General features: G+C 68.7%; 21 protein-coding genes. 6 read left to right on the top strand and 15 right to left on the bottom strand.

Annotation, left to right across the window (positions count from 1 at the left end; all coding sequences use genetic code 11):
• Positions 1 to 66: 66 nt before the first annotated feature.
• Both HHX30_RS17625 and HHX30_RS17620 read right to left on the bottom strand, forming a co-directional pair.
• Positions 67 to 2,076, bottom strand: a complete 2,010-nt coding sequence (locus tag HHX30_RS17625; protein WP_169983033.1) for a PQQ-binding-like beta-propeller repeat protein — start codon at positions 2,074 to 2,076, stop codon at positions 67 to 69.
• Between the two features lie 13 nt (positions 2,077 to 2,089).
• Entirely contained in the window at positions 2,090 to 3,418 is a 1,329-nt protein-coding gene (locus HHX30_RS17620) for a hypothetical protein (protein ID WP_169983032.1), read from the bottom strand.
• A gap of 675 nt (positions 3,419 to 4,093) precedes the next feature.
• Between HHX30_RS17620 and HHX30_RS17615 the strand changes: the two genes are divergently transcribed.
• From HHX30_RS17615 to HHX30_RS17605, 3 genes are all read left to right on the top strand, one after another.
• Positions 4,094 to 5,065 carry a hypothetical protein gene (locus tag HHX30_RS17615; protein ID WP_169983031.1) on the top strand — a complete coding sequence of 324 codons (972 nt, stop codon included), beginning with the start codon at positions 4,094 to 4,096 and terminating at the stop codon, positions 5,063 to 5,065.
• 49 nt (positions 5,066 to 5,114) lie between these two features.
• A complete protein-coding gene (locus HHX30_RS17610) occupies positions 5,115 to 5,315 on the top strand; it encodes a MarR family winged helix-turn-helix transcriptional regulator (protein WP_169983030.1) in 201 nt (66 codons plus the stop codon).
• Between the two features lie 207 nt (positions 5,316 to 5,522).
• Positions 5,523 to 6,437, top strand: a complete 915-nt coding sequence (locus HHX30_RS17605; protein ID WP_169983029.1) for an alpha/beta fold hydrolase — start codon at positions 5,523 to 5,525, stop codon at positions 6,435 to 6,437.
• Between the two features lie 42 nt (positions 6,438 to 6,479).
• Here the strand turns inward: HHX30_RS17605 and HHX30_RS17600 are convergent, their stop codons facing one another.
• From HHX30_RS17600 to HHX30_RS17570, 7 genes are all read right to left on the bottom strand, one after another.
• On the bottom strand, positions 6,480 to 7,400 hold the full coding sequence (locus tag HHX30_RS17600; protein ID WP_169983028.1) for a LysR family transcriptional regulator: 921 nt from the start codon (positions 7,398 to 7,400) through the stop codon (positions 6,480 to 6,482).
• A gap of 11 nt (positions 7,401 to 7,411) precedes the next feature.
• Positions 7,412 to 8,548 carry an NAD(P)/FAD-dependent oxidoreductase gene (locus tag HHX30_RS17595; RefSeq protein ID WP_169983027.1) on the bottom strand — a complete coding sequence of 379 codons (1,137 nt, stop codon included), beginning with the start codon at positions 8,546 to 8,548 and terminating at the stop codon, positions 7,412 to 7,414.
• Positions 8,545 to 8,733: a ferredoxin gene (locus HHX30_RS17590; RefSeq protein ID WP_169983026.1), complete on the bottom strand. Its 189-nt coding sequence runs from the start codon at positions 8,731 to 8,733 to the stop codon at positions 8,545 to 8,547. Before HHX30_RS17590 ends, HHX30_RS17595 begins: the two co-directional genes overlap by 4 nt.
• The gene (locus HHX30_RS17585; RefSeq protein ID WP_169983025.1) at positions 8,730 to 9,911 is read right to left on the bottom strand and encodes a cytochrome P450; all 1,182 of its coding nucleotides are present in this window, start codon (positions 9,909 to 9,911) and stop codon (positions 8,730 to 8,732) included. Before HHX30_RS17585 ends, HHX30_RS17590 begins: the two co-directional genes overlap by 4 nt.
• 206 nt (positions 9,912 to 10,117) lie before the next feature.
• Entirely contained in the window at positions 10,118 to 11,737 is a 1,620-nt protein-coding gene (locus tag HHX30_RS40690; RefSeq protein WP_211592136.1) for a serine/threonine-protein kinase, read from the bottom strand.
• Between the two features lie 184 nt (positions 11,738 to 11,921).
• Positions 11,922 to 12,713 (bottom strand): metalloregulator ArsR/SmtB family transcription factor, encoded by a 792-nt coding sequence (locus HHX30_RS17575; RefSeq protein WP_169983024.1) that lies wholly within the window; start codon positions 12,711 to 12,713, stop codon positions 11,922 to 11,924.
• A gap of 163 nt (positions 12,714 to 12,876) precedes the next feature.
• Positions 12,877 to 13,440 carry a dihydrofolate reductase family protein gene (locus HHX30_RS17570; RefSeq protein WP_169983023.1) on the bottom strand — a complete coding sequence of 188 codons (564 nt, stop codon included), beginning with the start codon at positions 13,438 to 13,440 and terminating at the stop codon, positions 12,877 to 12,879.
• A gap of 227 nt (positions 13,441 to 13,667) precedes the next feature.
• Here HHX30_RS17570 and HHX30_RS17565 point away from each other — a divergent pair, with 227 nt between their 5' ends.
• Positions 13,668 to 14,921 (top strand): hypothetical protein, encoded by a 1,254-nt coding sequence (locus HHX30_RS17565; RefSeq protein ID WP_169983022.1) that lies wholly within the window; start codon positions 13,668 to 13,670, stop codon positions 14,919 to 14,921.
• A gap of 893 nt (positions 14,922 to 15,814) precedes the next feature.
• Positions 15,815 to 18,511: a ricin-type beta-trefoil lectin domain protein gene (locus HHX30_RS43280; protein WP_169983021.1), complete on the top strand. Its 2,697-nt coding sequence runs from the start codon at positions 15,815 to 15,817 to the stop codon at positions 18,509 to 18,511.
• A 423-nt stretch (positions 18,512 to 18,934) separates the two neighbouring features.
• On the opposite strand, the gene HHX30_RS17555 is transcribed toward HHX30_RS43280, so the two are convergent.
• From HHX30_RS17555 to HHX30_RS17540, 4 genes are all read right to left on the bottom strand, one after another.
• Positions 18,935 to 19,387, bottom strand: coding sequence for a hypothetical protein (locus HHX30_RS17555; protein ID WP_169983020.1), 453 nt, complete (start codon positions 19,385 to 19,387; stop codon positions 18,935 to 18,937).
• Positions 19,384 to 19,542, bottom strand: a complete 159-nt coding sequence (locus tag HHX30_RS17550; protein WP_169983019.1) for a hypothetical protein — start codon at positions 19,540 to 19,542, stop codon at positions 19,384 to 19,386. Before HHX30_RS17550 ends, HHX30_RS17555 begins: the two co-directional genes overlap by 4 nt.
• A 503-nt stretch (positions 19,543 to 20,045) precedes the next feature.
• The gene (locus HHX30_RS17545) at positions 20,046 to 20,444 is read right to left on the bottom strand and encodes an RNA-binding S4 domain-containing protein (RefSeq protein ID WP_311922523.1); all 399 of its coding nucleotides are present in this window, start codon (positions 20,442 to 20,444) and stop codon (positions 20,046 to 20,048) included.
• Between the two features lie 287 nt (positions 20,445 to 20,731).
• Positions 20,732 to 21,637 carry a methyltransferase domain-containing protein gene (locus HHX30_RS17540; protein ID WP_169983018.1) on the bottom strand — a complete coding sequence of 302 codons (906 nt, stop codon included), beginning with the start codon at positions 21,635 to 21,637 and terminating at the stop codon, positions 20,732 to 20,734.
• A gap of 707 nt (positions 21,638 to 22,344) precedes the next feature.
• Here HHX30_RS17540 and HHX30_RS17535 point away from each other — a divergent pair.
• On the top strand, positions 22,345 to 22,806 hold the full coding sequence (locus HHX30_RS17535) for a hypothetical protein (protein ID WP_169983017.1): 462 nt from the start codon (positions 22,345 to 22,347) through the stop codon (positions 22,804 to 22,806).
• A 38-nt stretch (positions 22,807 to 22,844) separates the two neighbouring features.
• On the opposite strand, the gene HHX30_RS17530 is transcribed toward HHX30_RS17535, so the two are convergent.
• Together HHX30_RS17530 and HHX30_RS17525 are read right to left on the bottom strand one after the other, a co-directional pair.
• Positions 22,845 to 23,636 carry a DUF4386 family protein gene (locus HHX30_RS17530; RefSeq protein WP_169983016.1) on the bottom strand — a complete coding sequence of 264 codons (792 nt, stop codon included), beginning with the start codon at positions 23,634 to 23,636 and terminating at the stop codon, positions 22,845 to 22,847.
• Between the two features lie 52 nt (positions 23,637 to 23,688).
• On the bottom strand, positions 23,689 to 25,122 hold the full coding sequence (locus tag HHX30_RS17525; RefSeq protein ID WP_169983015.1) for an alpha/beta hydrolase: 1,434 nt from the start codon (positions 25,120 to 25,122) through the stop codon (positions 23,689 to 23,691).
• Between the last annotated feature and the right edge of the window lie 84 nt (positions 25,123 to 25,206).

Genomic DNA, 25,206 nt, shown 5'->3' with positions numbered 1-25,206 from the left:
GCCATCGGCCCGGACGGGACCTCGGCACACCCGTGGGACACGTCAGCCGCTTCGGACGTCGCGCGTTCAGCTCTCCCCGGTGCCGACGTAGATCACGGCGTGCTTCACGGCGACGGGGGTCCACGGCACGATGACGACGGCGCCGTTCCGTTCGAAGACCCGTGCGTCCTCCCCGTCGGTGCCGTACTTCTGCGGCAACTCCGCCACCTCCGCCGCCTTGCCGGTGGCCGCGTCCAGGCGCACGAGCCGGGGAGGCAGATCGCGCCGGTCCCCGACTTCCAGGGCGAGCAGGCCGTGCTCGTCGGCGCGGACGAGAGTCAGCATCGTGGGCTTGGTGCCGGACGACTGCCACACCTGCCTGCCGGTCTTGAGGTCGAAGGCGAGCGCCTTGTCGCTCGATCGCGCCGCGCCCTTCACGTTCTGCGGGAAGGTCATGAGGTAGAGACGGTCGCCGTGCACGGCATAGCGGCGCTGCTCGAACATCCCGTTCACGAACGCCACCGTGTTCATCGCGAGCATGTCCACCTTGCCGGTCGTGAACTCGCTCGCCTTGCCGCCCCGGCCGTCGAGGACGGTGAAGGTGTTCTTGTCACCGTCCTCCTGACTGACGATCGGCGGATCGGCCGACAGCATCGTGCTCATCAGGCGCAGCTCGCCCATCTTGTACTGCCACCCGGCCTTGCCGGTCTTCGGGTCGAGCGCCTGCACGACGCCGCCCGAGCCCTGGAAGGCGCAGTCGAGGAGCAGGGCCACCCGGGTCGCCGCCGCGTTCACGTCCTTGATGTGGCAGCCGTCGGGCAACTGGTAGGTCCACTGCTTGCCGCCGTCCGACAGTCGGTAGCCGGACAGGACGCGGTTGGCGTACACCACGGCGACGTCGCCCGCACTCATGATCTGAGGCACGACGAGCAGATTGGCCAGCCGGGACTTCTCCGCCGGGATCTTGACCTTCCAGATGATCTTCCCTGTCGTGGTGTCTATCCCGGCCAGGTGGTCGCACAGCTGGTCGCTTCCGTACGCCACCGCGCCCTTGCCGTTGGTCGGGTCGGGAGTGGCGCCGCAGAGCTGGTCACCGGGCGAGGGCGTGCCCCAGGCGCGCTTGCCCGAGGCCAGCTCGTAGGCGAGCACCCCGTCCCGCTGCACCCTCATCACCGTCGTGTCGCTGAGCCAGCTCGCGAACGCGAGCCCCTGGGAGAAGTCCATGCTGTCGGCGTTCGCGAGGGGGACGGACCACTCCTTCCCACCGCCGCCGGATCCGATGCCGGAACCTCCGCCCGCGACGAACCAGGCGGTTCCCGCGCCCACCGCGAGCAGCACCACCAGCCCGAGCGCGACGAACAGCAGCGTTCTGCCCCTGCCTCCGGGCGCCTGCGGCCGCTGCTGTGGCGGGAGCCCCTGGGCGGGATGTCCCGGAGCGGCGTAGCCCTGCTGGCCAGGGTAGCCCTGGCCTGGGTAGCCCCCCTGCTGACCGGCGTAACCCTGCTGATCCGGGTACCAGGGCGCCTGCCCCTGCCCGGGCGGAGCGGGGGCCGGAGCGGCCTGACCCGGCTGCTGCTGTTCCCAGGGCTGCGGGTACGGCGAGCCGGGATACCCCTGGCCCGGCCGGCCTTGAACTGACTGGCCCGGCCCCGGATATCCCGGCCCCGGATATGCCTGGCCCGGCTGGCCCTGACCCGGTTGCCCGTAGGGTGCCGAGGCGCCGGGGGTGCCCGGGCCCCAGGTCGTGGCCTGGCCGGGCGGGCCATACGCAGGAGGGGTCTGCGGGCCCGGCCCTGCCTGCCCCGGTGACGCGGGCGCTCCCCACTGCCCCTGACCCGGCTGGCCCTGACCCGGCTGCCCGTACGCCTGCTGCCCATACCCTGCTTGGCCTGGCGCAGGCTGCCCATACTCGGGCTGCCCGTACGCCTGCTGGCCGTAGGCCGACTGGCCGGGCGCGGGCTGACCGTATGCCTGCTGGCCCCATCCCCCTGCGTCACCCGGCTGTCCCTGGCCCGGGTGCGGCTGCTCCTGTCCGTTGGGGTACGGCGAGGGCGCGTTGGAACCGATGTGCGGGTCCCCGGTGTGCCGATCCGTCATGCCTCTCCCCCGATCACGCGAGCTGGGCGCGGACGTAGCCCGCCCACTGCCGCTCGAAGCCCGTCTTCGCCACCCCGAGCGCCTGGAACATGGCGGCCTCGCTGTCATCGCCCGGCGCCCGGTAGGCCGCGACCACGCCCTCGACCAGCTTCCGCTCGCCGTACTTCTCGGCGATGAACCGCATGGCCAGATGCCCCATGAAGTAGTTGGTGTTCGTCATCCCCTTGAAGTCCCAGACAGCGTTGGTCGGCAGCGTGCCCTCGAAGGGCATGGCGAGCCGTCCCTCCAGGTACGCGCGGCCCTCCGGGAATCGCCGGTTCTCCGTGATCGGCCGGCCGCGGCCGGCCACGTACTCGGCGAAGCCCTCGACGATCCACTTCGACCTGCCGAGGAAGCTGAACTCCGCACTGTCGAGTCCGGCGATCAGCGAGTGCGCCAGCTCGTGCTCGGAGATCTCCCTGATTCCCTGTTCGTCCTTGAAGAACGCGGTGGTCGTGTCCATCACGACGCGGGTGCCGCCGACCCTCACCGTGTCGTCTCCGACCCCCCAGCTCGGCATCCCGATCGAGATGCCCGCCTCCTCCGCCTTGGCCGTACGGAACAGCCTGCCGAGCTGGGCCTGTCCCTCGACCAGCGCCACCACGAATCCGGTCGGCACGGCGGCGTTCGGATCGCCGTTCTTCCGCCAGAAGGCGAGGTCGCCCGCCGCGGCGGCGGAGACCGCCGGCGCGACGCGCCGGGCGAGGGCGGCGTCCTCCGGCCTGGCGAGGACCAGGTTGCTCCCCGCCTTGACCACCGCGATGTCCGGCCAGATGTCCCACGGCCCGGGGTAGTACATCGTCTTCGACGCCTCGCCGCTGATCGTCGGCGGCGCGCCTGTCACCTTCGTCACGACGAGAGGCGCGTCCGGCGACGCCTTCTCGATGGTCCAGCGGTACCACTCGGCGACCGGACGCAGGTCGATGCCGGTGAATCGGTGGACGAACGCGACGTCCTGCGTGAACTTCACGCCCCGCCCGAAACTGTCCTCAGCCCGGCCCTGGCGGCGCAACACCTGGTAGGACTTCTCCGCCAACGGCATCTTGCGCAGGTTGGCGAAGACCCTCGCCTGACCGCGGACCAGAGCGGCGTTCTCCTGGTCGAAGATCGAAGTGAAGGCCTTCGCGTCACCCGAGGCCAGCGCCCTGCTGTGCCCCTCGACCAGCTTGGTGATCTCCTCGTCCTTCACGACGACCGTGTTCGGGTCGGTGACGCCGTCACCCGTGGCGTCGCCACCGGAGCGTCCGCCCCTCAGGACCAGGCCCACCCCCGCACCCACCGCGACGACGAGAACGAGAGACACGACGCCGAGCGTCAGCCACAGCCCGGTCTTACGGCCAGGGGGAGGGGGTGGAGGAGGTGAGTGCCACTGCTGCGGCGGAGGACCGTACCCCCATTGCGGCTGAGGGGAATGTGGAGACTGCCACTGCGGCGGCTGATGCGGATACTGCTGCTGATAACCGGGCCCCGTCGTCACTTCTGCCCCGTAATGATCAGAGTTACCGAAAGGCGTAAATCGTATCAGCGGTCAAGAAGCGCTCACGGGCGCTTCCCCAACGCGCCACGTATGCTTTCGACATGGCGTCTGACCAGGGGATTTCTAACCCATCAGCCGAACATGCCGTGCCCTCGCAGACGATCCGCAGGAGCCCACTGCCATTCGCGCCAATCGGCGCGTCCGCATCTGGCGATATATGGAACGATCCATTTACCGGTCATCCCTGGGCACCTCAACGACGGAATGAAGCGACGCGGCGCATCACCCGGCAGCGACCAGGTGAGCGCGGCGAGGAGGGCGAGCGCGCCGGAGCCTGGAAGGTGTGCGCCGGGCACCTCATGCGGTAGAAGTCCGACCTGCGCGGAGTAGGGACCATCCCAGGCGCACCGTTCGGGTCGTAACACTCACGCGCACCGCACACCAGTCATACGTACACGGCATCCCGCTCGCCACACCCGGTGAACCTTTTAATCTATGAGCATGTTCACTCGACCGTACAGCCCCGAGAACTATCCGGATCACGTCGCCGCATTCGAGGAGTTCGTTGCCTCTCCCGAGGGTCGACGGTTAGTGGAAGAGCATCTGCAACGGCAGTTCGACGAGGGCGAACTACTACCCGTCCCGCCGCTTCGCGAGCCCGACTACCGAAAAGCGCTCGGACAGGCCTTGCAGGACGAATCGTTCGCGCAGCTCGTGCGGAAAAACTGGTCCAAAGTCGACCCGGCGACAGCCACCGCATTGATCGACTTGAACCGGCGGATCCTGGCTTCCTACGAACCTGTCATGTACAGCCCGTTCGAGGTGGACGGATGGGCCGAACTCGACGAGCTCGTGACAGCGCGCTTCAGAAAATCAGCAGCGGACTCCGCCCTCGTCAGCATCCTGTTCACACAGCCCAGATCCATCGTCTACAAAGACCTCCGACGCAACCACGCATATATCGACATCCGTTCCGGATTGCGCTGGGATCTGTACATCGCAGGATACGAAGCAGTGCCGATCCTGAACAGGTGGAGGTTCGACGCCCGGGGCTTCAATGAACTACGCGAGCATGTGGAAAGCGAGCACAAGGCGGCTCTGATATCGCCGCACGCACCCGTGAAGCGACCACCCTGGCATTTCTCGGGCACCGCCGACCTGGTAAGCGTGATGGCGTATTCCGGCGGCACCAGGACTAAGTACGACTGGCTCTCCCTCAAGGGCGTTCGACTGCTGGATTCCAACAGCCGGTATATCAGTCACAGCCTGGGCGAAGTAGTCGAGACGCTGAGCGATTGGCGGGACGATACGGACCCGGCCGCATTACGCGCCCTGGCCCCGGGAGAGGTGTATGCCTCCGCCGAGCCGACGCTGTCTCTGACACCGTATCTGCTCGCAGCCGGATCGAAACTCCTGGAGGGAGTGGCAGTCAATACAGCCTACGACCTGCTGAAGAAGCTCATTGCGGGCTGAGACCGCGTCCCTCACCCCCATCAGGCGGATCCCGTCGGCGATGCGCTGAGTGCGGGGGCTCCTGACTCGCGGCAAGAACCCCGATGACGGCCGGGTCGTCGATGTGTGCATAACCCCGGCCGGGCTCGAACTGGCCAAGCGGGTGGAGGACGACATCCGGCGCGCCCTGGCACCCATGACCGGCCGTCTCGACCCGGAACAGCTCGATCAGCTCGTCAGGCTGCTCAACCTCGTCTCGACCCGCTCATAGCGAACATCCCGCGGAGACCTGTTCCAGCGAGTGCTTCGGCAGACGGCGCGTGTCCCCCGTACGAGCTACCGGCGAATGTCCACTCTGCGGTGACGATCCCGGACCGTCCGATCCGTAGCGTTACGACGCGGCCACGGCGCTCCGTCGCTTTCCCACTGCACCGCCGTGCGCATCACTTCGTCGTCGACTCCCTCACTGGAGGACCTCATGCTCCGCAGAATCAGGACATCCGTTGTGGCGGCGCTGTGCTGCACCGTGCTCGGTGTAGGGGTCGCCGGCTGCGACGGCGACGCGTTGGAGAACTGGGACCCCCTCGCCTCGGCCACGCGGACACCCGATGCCACCCCGATCTCCGGGACCGAGAAGATCGATGTCGCGGGCCGGTCGGTGAACGTGTCCTGTTCCGGCGACCCGGAGAAGGGCAGGCCGGTCATCATCCTGATGCACGGGGCAGGCGATGGGCTGGACAAACTGGCTGACATCCAGAAGACGCTGAGCAAACAGAACCGGGTCTGTTCCTACGACCGGCTCGGCGCGGGCGCGAGCGACCAGCCGGACGGCACTCAGAGCTTCTCCAGCACGGGCAAGATCCTGACCGGGGTGCTCGACCGCGTCGCCGGTGACGGCCCGGTCGTCCTGGCCGGACACTCGCTGGGCGGGCTGATCGCCGCCAGGTACGCCCCCGACCACCAGGACAGGGTCAAGGGGCTGGTCCTGATGGACGCCACCCCACCCACCATGGCGAACGACATCGCGAAGGCGATCCCCGAGTCCGCCACGGGCCCGGCGGCCGAGTTGCGCGCACAGAACCTCGCGGTATTCCAGGGCGAGAACCCGGAGAAGCTCGTCGTCCCCGACGGCAAGGTCCGTTCCGCCGGGAGCATCCCGGTCGAGGTGATCCAGCACGGGACACGGTACCTCGCGGCCGTCCCCAAGTACGGGCCGCGTCTGGAGCAGGCGTGGGCCGCGGGCCAGCGCAAGTGGCTCGCGTTGTCCAGCGGCGGCGAACTGACCACGGCCACGAACAGCGGCCACTACATCTACCTCGACCAGCCCGATGTCGCCGTCAAGGCCATCGAACGCGTCACCGCGCAGGCCGCGCGTCAAGCGCATGGTGAGTGACCGGCCCGGTCGGGTCCGGGATCAGCGGCCGGTTCGTGCCCGTCACGCCCTCGCCGCGTCGAACAGGAGCTGGCGCAGCCAGGCGATGAAGTAGTGGTCGCTCAGATGCGGGTTCCAGACCATGTCGATGCCCAGCCCGGGGAGGGGGAAGGGGAACTCCTCGATCCGCAGCTCGACGAGCGTCCGCATCTCGGAGGCGACCCGGTAGCGCAGGAGGGCAACCCCGCCGGCGCGTCCGACCAGGTACGGGACGAGCAGGAAGTCGGAGATCAACTGGCCGACGCGGTAGGTGACGCCCTTCTCATGGAGCACCGGATACGGGAAGACCCTCCGCTCGGTGTCCACGACGATGTGCGGCTGCGTGGTCAGCAGGTCGAGCGCGCTCGCCTCCGGTGGCGTGTCCGGCGAGGCCACCACCACGCAGCGGTCGTCGTACAGGCGCTCGCGCGGGTACGGCGCCGCGATCGCCTCGGAGATCAGGACGACGTCGACACCCCGCTCCGTGAAGGTGGACTCGGTCGGCACGGTGAACGTGCGCAGGCGGAGCGTCGCGTTCGGCGCCCGCTCGGCCACGAGCCGCCCCAGCCGCGCCCCGAGGACGAAGGCCGTGCTGGTCGTCATCGCGACGGTGATGACACGGCGATCCGTCGCCGGATCGAAGCCGGGGAAGTTGACCACATCCGCGGCCTGTTGGAGCGTCGCCCGCAACGGCGCGATCAGCTCCATCGCACGCGGGGTCAGCGCGACGTTGTTCCCCTGCCGGACGAGGAGGTCGTCGCCGAAGAGGCGTCGCATGCGCGCCAGGGCGTGGCTCATCGCCGACTGGGAGATACCGACGCGCTCGGCGGCCCTGGTGACCGAGCGCTCCTCCAGCATCGCGAGGAGGGGCACCAGCAGGTTGAGGTTGACCGTCGTCAGCCGATCCAACCCGGATCCTGTGGTGCCCGCACCCTCGCCGTTCATCGCGAGGAACTCTACGCGCCGGCCCTGCTCAGGCGGCGCAGCCGGGGTATCGGGATCCGATAGTCCAGTGCCACGGCCACGCCGGAGCCGTCGGCGTGCGACCAGCGCATCAGGGCCGGTCCGCCGGGCCCTCCCTCGACGTACGCCGGCGCTCCGTGGACCGGAAGATCGCCCACGGCCTTGAGGTTGAGCCCGAACTGCTCGGTCCAGAAGTACGGCTGGAACCGGAGCGGCGGTGTCTCGTCCCCTCGTACGAGGGCGGCCGCGGCCACCTTCGCCTGCTCGATCGCACTGCTCCAGAGCGGCACGCGTCGCGCGCCGCCAGGCGAGGGGAACGCCGCCACATCGCCGGCCGCCGCGATTTCGGGACGCACGAGTCCGCGCGCGTCGACCCGCAGGCCGCCCTCCGTCGCCAGGCCCGTGTCCGCGAGCCACTCCGTGTTGGGCACGTCGCCGGCCGCGGACACCAGGAGATCGGCCTCGACAACGGCGCCGTCGTTCAGGACGACCCGGGCGCCTCCCCCGTGCCGCTCGAGTCGTGCGGCGCCGGACTCGGCGATGGTGAGTCCCCGGTCCAGCGCGGCCCTGACGAAGACGCCGGCCAGATAGGCCCCCAGCCGCGCGATCATCGGGAGTCCCTCGGAGACGAGCGTGACCTCGCAGCCCGCCGCCAGGCATCCCGAGGCGATCTCCATGCCGAGCGGTCCACCGCCGACCACGACGACCGACGGACGCGCGGCGAGCCGGCCACGCAAGGACATGGCGTCGTCGAGTCCCCGCAAGGTGAGCTCTTCGGGCAGGTCGGACAGCCGCCGTGCGCGGGAGCCGGAGGCGATCACGAGCCGGTCGTACGGCAGCGCGGCGCCGTCGTCGAGCGTGACGAGCCGGCGCTCCACGTCGAGTCCGGAAACCCGGACGCCGAGGATCTCGTCCGCCCCGTGCGTGGCCGGCGGCAGCTCGTGGGACGACACGTCGTCGCCGTCGAGCAGGAGCGCCTTCGACAGTGCCGGACGGCTGTACGCCGCGTGCGGCTCGTCGCCGACGATGGTCAGCTCACCGTCGAACCCGCTTTCCCGCAGCGAGTCCGCCGCGGTGAGGCCGGCGATGCCGTTGCCGACGACGACGACCCGCTTGATCGGCGTACTCATTCGACGCGCAGCGCCGCGACCGGGCAGACCCGGACGGCGGCGTTGGCCAGTGGGACATCGGCCTCGCCGATCTCCTCGCGGTCGAGGACGAGCTCGCCGTCGTCGTCCAGGTGCATCAGCTGCGGCGCGGCCTCCTCACACAGGCCGTGCCCTTCACAGCGGGGACGGTTGACGACGATCTTCATGCGGGGACCACCTCCAGGACGGGGAGCTCTTCGATGCTCCGGGTGATGTTGCTCGGCACCCGCACCTCGGTGCCGACGACGAGCCGCGCGACGCGGCGCGACAAGGCTTCGACGACCGCGTGCGCCTCCAGGCGGGCCAGGCCCTGACCGGCGCAGCCGTGCGGGCCGTAACCGAACGACAGGTGGTCGATCGGGTTGCGCTCGACCAGGAACTCGTCGGGGTTCTCGTAGTGGCGCGGGTCCCGGTTGCCGGCGCCGAAGAGGATCGCGACCTTCGCCCCCTCCGGGACCAGGACACCGTCGATCTCCACATTCCGGGTCGTACGACGCCCCCAGGCATGGACCGGGGCCCAGTAGCGGAGCACCTCATTGAACGCGGCCGGCACCAGCGACGGGTTCTCCCGCACCAGCGCGAGCTGATCGGGGTGCGCCGCGAAAAGGGCGACGATGTTCCCGATGGAGGCGATCGTGGTGTCGACACCGGCGCCGAGGTACTGGTGGATGATGTGGCCGGCCGTGCCGGGCGGGATGTCGCCGCGCGCCTCGGCCTCGAAGATGCCGCGTCCGACCGAGCCGGGCGCCAGGTCGTCGGCGGTGACGTTGGAGCACCAGTCGTACAGCTCGCCCGCGATCGGGAAGCACTCCGCCGTGCGCTGGTTCATCGGGCCGATGACCTGCATCGCCGCCTGGCCCCAGCGCAGCATGTTGGCGCGGACGTGGCCGGTGAACCCGATGAGATCCGCGACGACCTCGAGCGGGAAGGCGCGGGCCAGCGCGTCGATGGCATCGAAGGAACCCTTGGCGACCAGTTCCCCGACGAGCGCGTCGGCCTTGGCGTCGATGCTCTTCTTGAGTCCGCGGAGCGCCCGCGGCGACAGGTTCGCGGTCAGGGTCGCCCGCAGCCGGGTGTGCACCGGCGGGTCCGAGGCGAGGGACGTGCCGCTCAGCGCCTCGTTGACCGCCGGGTTGAAGCCGATGGCCCCGGCCGAGGAGAAGGTCTCCCAGTCCCCCAGGGCGTCGCGGATCACGTCGTACCTCGTGAGCGCGTAGACGTCGTTCGCCGGCAGACGGACGACACTTCCGAGAGCGCGCAGCGCCGCGTAGGACGGATAGGGATCGACGAGCACCTCGTCGTCGAACAGGTCGAGCTCGGAGACGGGAGGGGCTGAGTCGGTCATCGGGTTCACACCTCGGGTCGGTAATCGGTGAACCCAGTGAAATGACCGCACACCACATCACGCAAACACATGTTCTACATGAGCTGCCATGAATCACATGCATGACCCGAGCGTGTCCGCGCACCTCCGGCTCGACTGGTGGTGACGGGCAGGAAGGTCCGGCCGGCACCGCGGGTCCTTGACCCCGAGGTCTCCGTGCGGACTGGTCAGTCCCTGACCAGGAGGCCCTGGAAGGTGACGTCGCCTTCGTCGCCGTTCCATCGGTAGGCGAGCCCTTCGCTGGTCTGGATCAGGGTGACCCTGCCCACGGCGCACGTGCCCAGCCGGAAGACGAGTGCCGTGCCGGAGCTGCGCGTCAGCGTCAGACTTCCCCGGCATGAGCTGTTGGTGTCCTTCCAGCTTCCGGTGCGCCTGCCCGGCTCCAGCACGATCTGGACGTCGGTCTCGCTGGTTCCCACGAGTTGGTCGGGCTCGAGATGACCTCCCCAGGTGCCGGCGAACGCGGCCGGAACGGTCCCGCCCGGCGTGGTCGACGGCACGGGAGCGGTCTTCGGAGTCGCTGTGGCGTCTCCCGCGGTGTCGTCCGTCGTCGCGGTCTCGTCCGTCGTCGCGGTCTCGTCCGTCGTCGCGGTGTCGTCCTGCCCCGCGCCGACGTCGTCCTGGGGTGCGCCGTCGTAGTCTGTGACGGTTTCCCCCGGCGTGGCGTCGGCGGGCGGTGCCGGTGATCCGGCGGTGTGCGAGACGGTCGTCGTGGCGGTGTGCGACGAGGTGGCGGCCGTGCCGCTGGACAGCAGGCGCGGCCCCAGCAGAGCGGCGGTGACCGACACCGCGGCCACGGCGGCCACCGCCCCGGCGACGATCCCGGCACGGGAAGCCTGCCGGCGGCCGCCCGCCCCGGTGGTCTCCGAACCCGACGGAGATGTCCCGGCCGGGCCGGCGCCCGGGAAGGCCGGGAGGATCGCGGTCGTCCCGCCCTGCCGTACGTCTTCCGGCCTGGTGGTCGCCGCGGCCGCGCCCGCCCGAAGCGGGTCGGGGGCGGACCCGACGAGTTCCAGCAGCAGGTCACGGGAGGCCGGCCGGCGCGCGGGATCCTTGGCGAGGCATCGTTCGACCACCCCGCGCAGCGACCCGGGCAGTGCCGAGGCGTCGGGCTCGGCGGTCAGGATCCGGTGCATGACGGCCGGGACGCTGGCGGCGCCGAAGGCCGCTCGGCCCGTGGCGGCGAAGACGATCGTGGCTCCCCAGGCGAACACGTCGCAGGCGGGCGTGGCCGGGTCTCCGGCGATCTGCTCGGGAGCCAGGTAGGCCGGGGTGCCGACCGGGCCCGCCGTGATCGTGTCACTCGCGCCCTGCCGGGCGATGCCGAAGTCCACCACCCGGGGGCCGTCCGGCCCCAGCAGCACGTTGGCGGGCTTGAAGTCCCGGTGCACGATCCCGGCCGCGTGAATGGCCGCCAGCGCCGTGGCCGTACCGACCGCGAGGCGCTCCAATTCGCCGCCCCCCAGCGGCCCGCCGGAATCGACCCGCTGTTGCAGAGACGGCCCGTCGATGAACTCGCTCACCACGTACGGCATCCGTCCGTCGACCACCGCGGTCAGCACCCGGGCGGTGCAGAAGGGCGCGACTCCCCGCATCGCGTCGAGCTCGCGGACCAGCCGCTCCTTCACCGACGAGTCGAGCCCCGACTTGAGCACCTTCACCGCGACCGGTTCCCCGCGGGGCGACCGGCCGAGGAACACCACCCCCTGCCCGCCCTCGCCGAGCCGTCCCATCAGCGTGAACTCACCCAGGACGCGCGGGTCGTCGGGCTCCAGAGGAGTGACCATGGCACCGAACCCTAGCGACGCGGGGCCGCGGTGCGGTATGCCTCACAACAGCCGGACACCGACGACGGAGGCGAGCCCACGCCGCTCCATGTCGCTCGGACAGGCCCTCATCGAGTCGCTTCATCGACGCCTGCGACCACCACCGCGCGGCACCTCGCGACGTCGTCGAGCCCTGACGGGGAGGTCACGCGTCGTCCGGCAGCGGTTCGCCGGTCTCCAGCAGCGACTTCAGGCTCGCCACCACGTTCGGCCAGCCGTGGCTGACCATCTCGGCCATGCTCGATCCGGGCTCGAAGCCGTCGTGCACGACGGTGAGCTTCACGACCTGCCCGGTCTCCTCAAGCGTGAAGGTGACCTTCGAGCGGGCCTCGCCGGACAGCCGGGCGAGCAACTCCTCGTCCCAGTCGAAGCGCTTGGCGAGCTCCGGGGTGATGGCATGCCAGGTGTAGGAGAGCCGACTGTAGGGTTCGGCCTCCAGCACGACCTGCTCCGGGTCACTGATCAGCACGCCGTGGTTGTCCCAGGTCATCGGTGAGCCGACGGACCAGTCCGTGGTGAACTCCGTGGCCCAGTAGCGGCGGGTGAAGGCGGGCTCGGTCAGCGCCTGCCAGAGCTTCTGCGGAGTGGTGCGGATGTAGGTGGTGTAGACGAAGGTCGGCGCGTCCATCGGGTTCTCCTCCAGGGCGAGTTTCAGGTCCGCCAGGGCTTGGACCCTGGCCCGGTCGTAGCGGCTGATCCACCGATGGGCGATCTCGTGCACGGGCGCGGCGTTGAGATAGTGCAGCTTCTCCCGGCCCCGCCGTACGGTGGCGACGAGCCCGGCCTCCTCCAGCACCGCGAGGTGCTTGCTGACGGACTGCCTGGTCATGTCGAGGCCGGCGCACAGCTCGCGCAGCGTCTGCCCGTTGCGGGCGTTGAGCGAGTCGAGCAGCGCGCGCCGGCTCGGATCGGCCAGCGCCTTGAACACCTCGTCCATGCCCGCCCTCGTATCCGGGTTGCCACTTGCGATATGCAGCCATTCGGTTGCCTTTAACTTAGGCAGCCAAATGGTTGCCTGTCAAGGCACGCGGTTACGCCGGGGCGCCTGCGGAATCCTGATCATGCTGGGCACGGGCGCACGCGCAGGGACGGCGACAGGGTCAGCGCGCCACGCGGTAGCGGAGGTAGACGACTCTCGAGCTGAAGGTGCGGGCCTCGACGAGTTCGAGATCCACCTGGCGCTCGCGCTGGGGGAAGAACGGGATGCCGCCGCCGACCAGCACCGGGTAGACCCGGGCCCGGTACTCGTCGATCAGACCCAACGCGGCCGCCTCTGCGGCGAGAGTCGCGCCGCCGATCGCGATCTCACCCTCCCCCGGCTCGGCTCGCAGCCGCTCGATCTCCTCCGCCGGCCCGCCGGAGGCCAGTCGGGCATTGCCCTGCACCTCCGCCAGCGTGGTGGAGAACACCACCTTTGGCAGCGGCTTCCAGAGCGCGGTCCACTCGAGCATCGAGTCGTCGAGCGATGGATCCTGGTCGGCGGTCTCCCAGTACAGCATCGTCTCGTACAGCCGCCGCCCCATCAGATGGACGCCGACCTTCCGTATCTCGTCCGTGACGAATCGGAAGACCTCCGCGTCGGGCGCCGACCAGTCGAAGTCGCCGTCCGGCCCGACGATGTAGCCGTCAAGTGAGACGCCCATCGAATAGGTCACGCTGCGCATCGCAAGCCCTCCTCGTCAACGGGTCCAACAGTACGACCGCGGGTCCGGCCGGCGCCTCCTGACGGTCACCCACGAGCATCAGACGGCTCTGATCGAAGCCGCCGAGCAGATCCATGCGTGCCGACCGTGACACTTGGCCGCGGGCCTTGCCGGGGGTAGCGTCAACCGCGGTCGCATGCCACGGGGAACTGCGCCGACGGCTGTCCGGAGTGGAAGGCTCGGATGCGATGAAGGTCGACTTGTTCCCCACCCTCGACGACGAGGGGGCCGCCATGGCCGAGCTGATCCGGCAGAGCCTTCAGTCGCTTCCGTTCGACCTCACGGTGCGGGTCGTCCCGAGTACGCAACCGTTCGCGCTGGCCAAGTCTGTGCTCACGGCAGATGCCGTGGTGCTTGACCTCACTCCACATTCGCCGGCGCATCGGTACACCGCGATGGCGTATCCGTGGCGGCATGACCGTGTCCTTGCCGTGTCCCGGTCGTACTTTCCGCTCAATGTCTCGCCGGCACGCACCGGCGGTGGCGCGCTGTACCCGGACCGCCTCGGCGCCGACGACATCGCCGCCTGGGTGGCGACCCAGGTGCGAGAGTTGGCCGCACAGGGGAAGCCCTCGCTCCTCCAGCGGGCCCGGGGTGCCGTCGGCATGCCGAAGGGCGGGAGTTCGCAACGGCCGGACATCTTCATCAGCTACCGCGGCACGGATGTCCGCGCCGCGCAGGCGCTACGAACCGCGCTGGAGAACGGCGAGCACCACGACGGCCGCCGCCAGGTCGTGCGGATGTTCGATGCCGGGCAGTTGGCGCATCCGGACGCGGTGCTGCCCGCGCTGATCCGGTGGAACGTCCTCGCGATCATCAGCGATGTGGTCGCCGCCGCACGCGAGACGTGGATCGTCGACACTCCGCGGTACCTCGGATCGTGGTTCACCCAGGGGGAACTGATCTGCTTACCCTACTTCGGCAAGTCGGACAGGCTGGTGGCGTTCGATCCGTCTACCGGGCGCGTCACACCCGGGCCCGAGAAGTACGTGGCCGAACTCGACGATGCCGCGGAACGGCGCCTGGCCAGATACTTCACCAACAGTCACCCCAACCTCATGGCACCGGAGAGCACGACGGTCCTGCGCGCATTGCGCCCGACCCGGCTGGCCCTGGCGCGTGACGAAGTGTTCGCGGACGAATTCTGGACCGTACCGCTGCTGCAGTGCCCGCACTGCAGCACACCGCAGCCACGCCCGGCGGCCATCGACGTGTCCGGTTTCCTGACGAACGCGAATCCACGCCTGTACCCGGTCGATCCCGACGTGCTCGCCACCTGCGCGTCGGGCCGAACCATGTTGCGGTGCACCAACCCCGACGGCTGCCCACAGCGATTCACGGTGCGCGAGTTGCCGCCGTACTACCTCTGGTATGGCCTACCGGTCGCCGACGGATCCTTCCTCGGCACGATTCCGGCCTACGCCGCCGTACCCGCGACCTGACCTCCAGCGAGCCGACCAGCTCGGTTCCTGGCGCTCCTCAGGCCGGGTGGAGGCGGTCGGATGAAAGTTTCACCAGCAAATGGATTCACCCCTGCTGAGTTGAAGCGGTTTTCCTCCCTGAACCTGCCCGGAATACAACTGATCCAGCAGGGATCCGGTGCGCCGCGGGCACCGCACGAAGGATTGCGCCGGGCCGCCGGCAACCGGCGCGGAGACGGCGACACCGGCTCCTGACCTGGCAGATCGGACGCATGACCGGCGGCGTCCCACCGCGGCCCGCGGGAGGTCCACCATGTCGCGGAAGATCACCCGGCGTCGCGGCGCTTGGGGGTGGACGAAGGCGCGCCTTCCCGCGCTCCGTCGACTGTCGCGAGGCACCCCTGTCGATGCGACCTTACCGCTAGACATCAGTCGGCATACGTCATACGTTTCCCCTCGAAATGGTAGCGCCACCTCTGCCACACATTCTTAGGGCGTGATATGAGGCGACCTCGCGCCCCGGCGGCGTGACCCTCGTCAGCGCGGGGCCGGGGTGGACGGCCAGGACTCCTACAGCACCGGCAGGCTCGTCCTTCGCGTACTGGAGGGCCCGTGAGCCGCTTATGACGGATGCTCGGTCCGCGAAAAATCGGGCCGGCACCGCTCCTCCCGCGATAAGGACATTCGGCCTTCCCGACGACGAGCCTGCCGAGGCCCACGCTCTACGGCGATTGCCGTACATGGCGTGAGGGCGGCCGACCCCCCGGCCCGCAAAGGTGCACGACCCTCCGATCGATGTCGGCAAATGCAAGACAAGGCGCCACGCCCGCGCAATGGCACACCCCGATGAGTTCTGCTGAGGCGGGGTGATTTCGCGGCGAGAATCTGCTCGGAACCAGCGAAAGGAACAGAGCGTGAAGTCAGCCCTGTCCACCACTGGAAAGGCGTTAGCAGCGCTTGCGGTGTTCGTTGCCGCTGTGTTGCTGCCGACCTTCACAGGTAGTACCCCGGCCTCTGCGGCGACCCAGGCAACCTACTACGTCGCCCCCGACGGCAACGACGCCAACCCTGGAACGATCACGTCACCGTTCAGAACCCTGCAGCGCGCGAGGGACGTCGTTCGCACGGTGAACGCCGCCATGACAGGCGACATCTACGTGTACCTCCGCGGGGGCAACTATCCGGTCGGCAGCACGATCGACTTCACGCCGGCCGACTCCGGCACGAATGGATTCCGGGTCATATACGCGGCGTACCAGAACGAGACGCCGGTCCTCACTGGAGGCGTCCAGGTGACCGGATGGACGCAGCACAGCGGTAACATCTGGAAAGCCCCGCTGAATCGCGGCAACAAGCTCCGTGCGCTCTATGTCAACGACAAGCGAGCGTACATGGCTTCGAAAACAATAGGCTCGCAGGGGTGCTACGGCACCTACACCATCACGGCAGGACAGGCGTCCTGGGCGTGGGAATCGGGTTCTCAGTGCGCGGGCGCGAAGTACGGCCTGAGCGATTTTCCCGCCATCGCCGCCAATCAGGACGACATCGAAATAGAGACGTCGACGACCTGGACCACGGCCATCGTGGGAGTCCGGCAGGTCACCACTGAGGGCTCGAACCGCATAGCTCTGTTCCAGCAGCCGGGAGCCGCCATCGCCCAAGGCGCCTTCAACGGGAACGCCCAGATCGGCGGCACCCACAAGGTCATGAACGCCTACGAGTTCCTGGACACGCCGGGCGAGTTCTTCTTCGACAAGACGAGCCGGACGTTGTACTACTACAAGGCGAACTCGGAAGACATGACGACCGCGGCGGTCTGGGCACCGAACAATGTGTCCAGCCTTATCAGGGTCGCCGGCACCTCCACGAGCAGCCGCGCCCGGAACATCACGTTCTCCGGCCTCACGGTCCAGCACTCCGACTGGAACCTGTTCAACGTGGCGGGCTCGGTGCTCAAGCAGGCCCAGCAGGGCAATCTCGGCGCGCTCGCCTACGCCAAGCAGAACTTCCACGCCTACTACTACCGCAATGTCGACCTGGCACCCGGCATGATCCAGATCGAGAACGCCGACGGGCTCGTCCTGCAGAACAACCGGATACAGCACACCGGCGTCGACGGAATCACCATGGCCAACGACGTGGTGAACACGCAGTTGATCGGGAACTACACCAACGACATCGCCGGATCCGCCATCTCCGTGGGTCATCCCCAGCATGTCTACATCGGGGACTACACCTCGTCGAATCGCGAGAAGTATCCCGCTCAGGTCGAAGGCGCGCCCAAGAACATCGAGATAAAGAACAACTACATCTACGACAGTGCCGTGTTGTTCAACGGGCACAGCCCCATCTCGGCGTACTTCGCCGACGGCCTGTCCATCCAGCACAATCGCATCGAGAAGACCCCGTGGTCCGGTATAACGCTCGGCTGGGGGTGGTGGAACTTCGACGGATCGTCAGGCTCGATCGCGCCCAACCGGCCGACCACCACGGCGAAGAACAACACCATCAGCTACAACCACATCATCGACACGGTGCAGCGGCTGAGCGACACGGCTCCCATCTACACGCTGGGCAACCAGCCGGGAACCACGATCACCAACAACTATCTGCAGGGCGTCCCGTCCGGTCACAAGTACGGACTCCACCCGGACGAGGGCTCGGGGAACATGACTTTCCGCGACAACGTCCTGAGCGTGGACAAGAACGTCACGTGGCTCATCAACTCCGACGACTTCGGGCGTAAGCACGACCTGAGCATCACGCAGACATACGGCCCCATCAACAAGGTCTCCAACAAGAACCTGCCGAACAGCACGATCCAAGACATCCTCGTGTATTCCGACTATGTCTGGCCGTCACAGGCCTACGGCATCGCCGTGAACTCCGGACTCGAGGACGCGTACAGGAACATCGTCCCGCAGAGCAATCTTTCTCTGCCGGACTACGTCCTGCCCGCCAGCACGTTCGTCGCCGCCGGGGTGACATCGATTCCCATCCGGAGCGCCGGCGATTCGAGCAAGACCGTCTGGCTGGCTCCCTCGGGTACGACCTCCTTCGCCGCCGGCAACACGATGACTCGGGCAAGCGGAACCGCGACCTCCATCGCCGTTCCGACGTCGAACGGTGACTATCGGCTCTACGTCGTGGACGCCCAGGGGAATCGATCGGCTGAGTCGAAATCGCTCGTCAGGCAAGGAAACGGCGGCGGAAACGGCCAGCAGAGCGGCACGATCGTGGGCGCCCAGTCGGGCCGGTGTGTGGACGTCAGCGGCGGCACGGCGACCAACGGCGCTCAGGCGCAGCTGTGGGACTGCAACGGACAGACCAACCAGCGGTGGACGTACACGTCGGGCAAGCAGCTGCAGGTGTTCGGCAACAAGTGCCTGGACGCCTACGGCCAGGGCACCTCGAACGGCACCCAGGTGATCATCTGGGACTGCAACGGACAGAACAACCAGCAATGGAACCTGAACTCCAACGGCACCATCACCGGTGTGCAGTCCGGGTTGTGCCTGGACGCCAACGCGGCCGGCACCGCCAACGGTACGAAGCTCATTCTGTGGTCGTGCAACGGCGGCGCGAACCAGCAGTGGAGCCTGCGCAGCTGATGTGAGGGTCTTACCGGGCCGCGGACGGTCATACGCGCACCGCCCGCGGCCCACCCCACCTGTTTCCTCAACGCGGGCCTTGCGCTCTCTATGGCGCGATCTCTGCCCCGCGTGCTGCCCGCAGCCCTCGTCGCCGCACGTCGAACACCGTCGCAAAACGGCAAGATCACGACACTCGTACGACATGAAAAAGACCAGCTCACACGACGTATGAGCTGGTCTTGATCTGGTGCCCCCGATATCTGTCGTGCTGACAGCCGACCGGCGTGGCTGTAGCTAGAGGATCATGTACTTCGACAGCCGTACCTGGTGCATGCCTTATCCCTTGCGCCCGCGGTCTCCTTATCGTCCGGGTGTCAGGCCGCCCACGGCGGAAACCCCGGGCCTGGTCGCGCCGGTCCGGGCCCAAGATTCCTTACGGCATCACCCGACCCGGGTGGAGTCCATGGTCCAGTTGGTCTCCCAGGTCTGACCGCCGTCGTAGGAGAATGCCTGCTCCCAGTGGCACGAGTCGGGCGTGATCCCCGACCAGATGAACCGGACGCGAATCGGGCGGCCGTCGTCGGTGTCGTCGGCATAGAAGGTGCCGACCCCGTCGACGAAGCGGCCGACGACCGGGACCGGATCCAGGCCGCGCCTGCTGTTGACCCAGTAGATGGACCACTCGTCCCGCTCGGCGTCGTACGTCCGGACCGTCGCGCCGTCGAAGTCCTTCGTGGGCAGCGTGAGCGTGTCGAAGCTGCCCGCGCCGTCGAAGAAGCCGTACGCGACGCAGCGGCCGGGGAACTCCTCCCACTCGTCGCTGCCGGCGCCCCGCTTCAACAGCCTCCGGTTGGCCACGTCCCACCTGCCGACGAGGAAGTCGAAGTCGTTCACAGACCCGCCCCTTCCGACCGGATGCCGGCCAGGTGGTCGCCGCGGTCCGGGGATTCGCCCCTCGGCTCGACTACCCGCCCGGGCGGGTCGTCGTGATACCAGTCGTCGACCGCGATCGGGGCGAACGGCTGCGTGATCTTCTGGATGAACGCCATGCCCGGGACAGTACGGCCCATCCACTGACACCTATCGTCAGTGGAGTGCGCGCGTCCCGGCTGCTGTCCATCCTTCTGCTGTTCCAGTCGCAGGGGCGCCTGACGGCCCGCCGGCTCGCCGAAGAGCTGGAGGTGAGTGTCTGTTCCAGCAGACGATGAAGAAATGGCCCAACCGACCGGCAACCGCGACGGCGACACCCACACGCTGCGGTGAACGCTGTGCAGACCGCCCGGCCGGAGGGGACGGCCACCACAGCGGCGATCACCACGAACCGGGAGTGGTCGTCGATGCCGGTGAGATCTCAGCTGGCAGGCGGGTCGGGCTGGTACAGGGCCGCCGCGACCGATCGGCCAGCCCCGGCATGCCTTCTTGCTGGGCACCTCGCACCTCGGTCGATCCAGATCAGACGGAGGCGCGGGGCGCCGTCCACCGCCTGTGTCGGCGGTGAAGTTGTCGCCGATCACGCAAGAATCCCGCATCCGGTTCAATGCGGCATGCCGATTCACTCCGGGCGTGCCCGGCGGTCCCGCCCCTCCACCGCCGCCCGCCCGAGCAGCTTGTCGATGCTGCGGCGCTCGCGTTTGGTGGGACGTCCCGCGCCACGAGCCCGAACGGCCACCGTCACGGCTTCCTCGCGCGGAGGAGGGGGAGGGCTCTTGTCGACGTAGCACTCGGCGGCCACGGGGGCACCGACCCGCTTGGTGATGACGCGGGAGACGACCACAATGCGTTCGCGCCCCTCGTGCCGCAGACGGACCTCGTCACCGACCCGGACGACGTGCGCGGGCTTGACCCGCACCCCGTTGACCCGGACGTGACCGCCCCGGCAGGCGTCGGACGCGATCGAACGAGTCCTGGTCAGCCGTACTGACCAGATCCAGACGTCCACCCGTGCACTCACCTGCTCACCCGACCCTCCGACACTGTGCTGAGAGCGGCGCGCTGCCGGAATGCAAGCCCGCCTGGCCAAGGGCGAGCGGCGTGCCGACGGGAGTTTCCCCCGATGTGCCGACACCGGCTGTTATGCGGCGATAAGCACCTTATCGGGCTGCTGCCCGTAGTCGATGAGGCTGGGGTAGCCCGGACTCGAGTGCCTCCTTCGGGTGTTGTAGCGGGAGATCCAGGCGAAGACGGCCAGCCGGGCCGCGCGGGCGAAGGGCCGCCTGGCACCTGCCTTATGTGGTGTGCTTATGCGGTGTGCGTCTGTTGACCGAGTGCCGGCGGGTGCTCGGCTGGACGGCGTCCCCAGGCCGAGATCAGCGGCGCGAGTGTCAGGTCGAGTTCGCCCGCGTGGATGGCGGCCAAGTGCGCGTCGACCTCGGCGTCGTCGGCCAGGCCGGCCGCGAGCAGCTCGCCGCGCACGTGCCGGATGGTCGCCGCCTCCAGCCGGTCGCAGGCCGGCCCGCCGACCGGGAAAGAGCCCGCCGCGGCGACATCTACCAAGCCGGCCCCACGCAATGCCCGCGGCAGTGTCCGGCCGTAGCGCAGGTCCGCGCCACGGCGCGTCAGCAGCTCCCGGACCGCGTCGCGCAGCCGGTTGGCCCGCCGCTGCGCCGGGCCGCTGTCGTCCAGGCATGCCAGTGGCTGCAGAGCGGTATCGGCGTCCTCGACCAGCAGCCAGCCGCCGGGCCGCAGCGCCGCCGCCATCGTGGCCAACGCCCGAGCCCGGTCGGGTACATGGACCAGCACGAGCCGGGCGTGCACCAGATCGAACGTCCCCGGCTCCGGGGGCGGATCAGCGGCGACGTCGTGCCGGCGCACCTCGTACCCGCCGCCTGCCTCCAGCCACGACGGGTCGATGTCCGTGGCCAGCACATACCCGGTCGGACCGACGGCCGCCGCGAGCGCCTCCGGGATACTGCGGCCACCGGCCCCCACCTCCCAGCAGCGCGAGCCGGCCCTGACCCCCAGCCGATCGAAGTGCCCCCGCGTCACACCGTCGAACAGCTCGGCCAGCCACACGAATCGCTCGCCCGCCTCGGCGCGCGCGTTGTCCAGCAGGTACCCACGGGCGGGCTCTCCGCCGAGCGGGGTAGTCCCGCCTATCCGATCCGGTCGGCCACCGACGTGCGGCGGGCGGGGCGAGGAGGTCATCACTACATGGTCACCTTCCCGGACCACCAGCGCCACGACGACGGGGAGAGGGATATCTCACACAGCCGGCGAACCCCGCACGTCCTACGGCACGGTTCTGCACCGCGACGCGCCGGAAGGGTACATATATTCGGCCCCGCAGCCAGCGCAGCAGGCGCGAAACCGCGCTGACCGGACTGACCCTCACATCCGCGATCAGAGTCCGAGCGGAGGATAGTCCCGCACGGCTCGACCTTCGTCCTGTCCCTCTGTGTGGCCGGGGCCAGCGGTCCCTGATGACCTCGATGAGCTTCAGGGGCCTGTCCACGGTGTGATCGTCTTGCCCCACGAGCTGGCGTGGAGCGGTCGCCGGAAGTTCGACCTCGATGACGCCTACGACCGCACCGCCCTTTACAAAATTGCTCTTGAGGAGGGCAGGCGGCAGGATCTCCGTCGCTTCCTCAACAAAGAGCTGCTACGGCGGCACTGGCCCGACCTCCGCCGGCTGGCCCGCGTCGGACTCAAGATCGCCTCCGTCTACGGCTTCGTCCTGGGCGGCGGACATGCCGTGCAGCTCCACGGGATGGGGCCCGTCCCTCGGAGGACATCGATCTGTTCAGCTCCCGTCGAGGCGCGAAAGCGCTGCACCCGGCGGTGTCGGCTGCCGCGCTCCAGCACGCCGGCTTCCTCGCCGGCATCGCCGACGGCACGACCTGCTGCGCCGCCGGGTGCTCCTGATCGTACGAGAGCCCGCGGCAGGCAAGGCGAAGCCAGAAGAGCTGAACGCCCTGGCCGACAAGCCACAGCCCACGGAAGGTCTCGGCCTCCTCGATGAACTCCCACGGTCGGCCACCAGCCCGGCCATGGTGGCCGAAGATCTGCAACGCCAGCTCTTCGACGCATTCCACGTGGAGCTTCGCTATCGATACGACGCCCACGAGGTCCTGGTCAGGATGTGCGCGGATGACCACGGCGACGGACACTGGGCGCTGACCTGCCGCTGGGAGATCCACCCCGACGGGCATCCTGAGGTGGCCGGGCTGATCGCCTGGTTGGCCGCCCGGCGCCACAAGAACGGCCCCTTCTTCGGTTACCAGCGCTGGTATGAGGCTGATGAGCCGGAGCTGCTCAGTCCACGACGGGAAAGTTGTGTGGCATGTCGCGACGGCGCAACCGCCGTTCTGGGATGAACCTGAGGCGGACTGAGCGACCAATCGCCGTGTTGAGGTCAGCGGGAACGGCCGCGCTGGATGGGGTCGGATTCGGCGGTGATGCGGGCGGAGGGCTCTTCGCCGAGGCGGGCATAGGCCGCCGCACGGCGCAGCATTGTCACGCCCACAGCAAGCAACCACAGCTGCACGATCATGGAGCCGAGGACGCCGTACAACAACGCGCCGGGGAACAGGGGAGGCGACAGGAACAGGCCCGTCGCGGCGAGCAGTGTCACGGTGCCGACGACTGTCCCGGCCCAGCCGAGCCAGGAAGGGTAGTTGTCCAGAGTCATCGCGACTCCGAACAGCATCAGTGGCACGCCGTACAGTAGCGCCATCGCGACCAGGGAGGGACCGTGGGTCGTCATCGCCACCGCGTGCGCGGCACGCACCAGTTCGGCCCGCCCGCCGGGAGTGGCCTTCGCGGCCGCCTCGGCCAGCTCGGGTAGGGCCAGGCCCTCGCTGGTGCTTTCGACGCTGAACACCGCGAGTCCGACGGCGGAACTCGCCAGCCCCACTCGGCCCAGCATCCGGGCCGTAGGGTGGGTGAGCGACTTGATCAGCGAGATCAGTCCCGCCATCGCGATCATCGAGGCGAAGACGGCGACCAGGTGCACTGCGGCGTAGGTCGGTCGTGACGCGACGAAATCCAGTGCGGCTTCGGCGTCGGCCGCGGGAGTGTCGCCGTGCAAGAGGCGGGCCGTGGCGAAGACGACGGCGCCGAGGACGGTGCATAGACCGCCGATCTTCAGGTTATGGGCGGTAGCCCGCTGACCGGCTGCGAAGCCGGTCACGTTGGGCAGCGTCATGATAGGTCTCCCGTGTGAATGTGCGTGGTCGATGTAGGTGAAATCGGGCCGCTCAGCCCAGGGTGTTGACCAAGAAGGCGGTCACCGTGTCGGTGAGTTGCTGAGGGGACGGTCGTTGGCCGGGGGTGTCCAGGGTGTGCCCGGTGCCGTGGACCTCGATCAGGGTGGTGGGCACGCCGGCGGCGCGCAGGCGCTTGGCGAAGCCGAAGGAGTGGCGGGGAAAGACGTCCTCGTCGCGGTCGCCGTGGAGCACAAGGAACGGCGGGGCGTTGGCGGTGACGTAGGTGTTGGGGCTCATGGCGCGGCGGGTCTCGGCAGAGTCCCCGACGCCGATCGCCAGGCACAAGCGGATGAACGGCGGGGCGTCGTCGAAGTCGTTGAGGTCGGCGGGGCCGAACATGTCCACCACGGCCTGGACGGTGCTGGACTGGTCGAGGTACTGACCGTCGTCGAATCCTGCTCCCGGCCCCGCGAGGCCGAGCAGCGACGCGAGTTGTCCTCCCCCGCTACCGCCCCAGGCTCCGATCCGGTCGGCGTCGATGCCCAGGGCGGCGGTATGGGCGCGCAGGAAACGCACGGCACATTTGGCGTCCTGAATCGACGCCGGCCAGGGCGCGCCCGGGGGCATTCGATAGTCGATCGAGGCCACCACGAATCCGCGGGCGTTCAGTTGGCGTCGCAACGGGGTGAACAAAGCGCCCTCATGGTTGGCCAGTGTCGCGCCGAGGCCGGTCGTCTTGCGGTCACCGAGGATGGTGCCGCCGCCGTGGATGTACACCGCCACAGGCATCGGCCCACCGGTCCGCGCGGCGGTGGAGGGCATGTAGAGATCCATGGCCAGGGGCATGCCGTCAGGGCGGCAGTACTCCACTGTGCTGCGCTGTCCGGCGGGCAGGTTCGATGGCTCCACCGCGTCGGCGGGAAACCCGGCGCCGGCCAGTCCGTCGCTGGCCGCGGCGACTCCCACGAAGCTGCCCAGCAGCACGACCAGCGTCAGTGGCGCGACCGCCGCCGTGGCCGTCGCCCTCCGCAGACGCCGCTGCGGGCGCAGCCCGAGCACCACCGCCCCGGCCAGACCGGCCACCGCGATGCCCTCCAGCGCGGCGCAGACGTAGTCGGTGAACCCGATCACGGAGTTCCCCGGCATCCACGGATCCGGTCCGGGAAGGATCCCGGCAAGCCGGGTCAGCGCCCACAAGGTGACCACGACCAGCGCGGCCGTAGCGGCGAACAGCAACCGCCGCGGCACCGGCCGCGCCAGCACACCGGCACCGGTGCCCAGTTGCGCCGCTCCGAGGGCGAGGAACAGCAGCCCGTACGGCCAGGACATACGCCACACCGCGGCGAGCGGAGCCAGATAGATCGCGGTGCCACCCGACGCCGCCAACAAGGCGGTGATCAGCAGCGGCCCTCTCTTCGCCGTGGCGGGTTCCGCGTTCCCTATCGGGCCGGAGAACGCCCCGGTGCCCAGTGCGGCATCAGACATGCCCGCAATGATCGCCACCGCGAGGGGGTGGCGCGTCCGCCGTAGGCAGACACCTTCCAGCCCCGGGTACTGCGTCGGCGTACT

Origin of the sequence: Microbispora sp. H10836, assembly GCF_012999525.1 — a bacterium.
In the GTDB taxonomy this organism is placed as follows: domain Bacteria; phylum Actinomycetota; class Actinomycetes; order Streptosporangiales; family Streptosporangiaceae; genus Microbispora.
The sequence above is the reverse complement of the archived record's forward strand: the minus strand, read 5'-3'. Positions and strand labels throughout refer to the sequence as shown.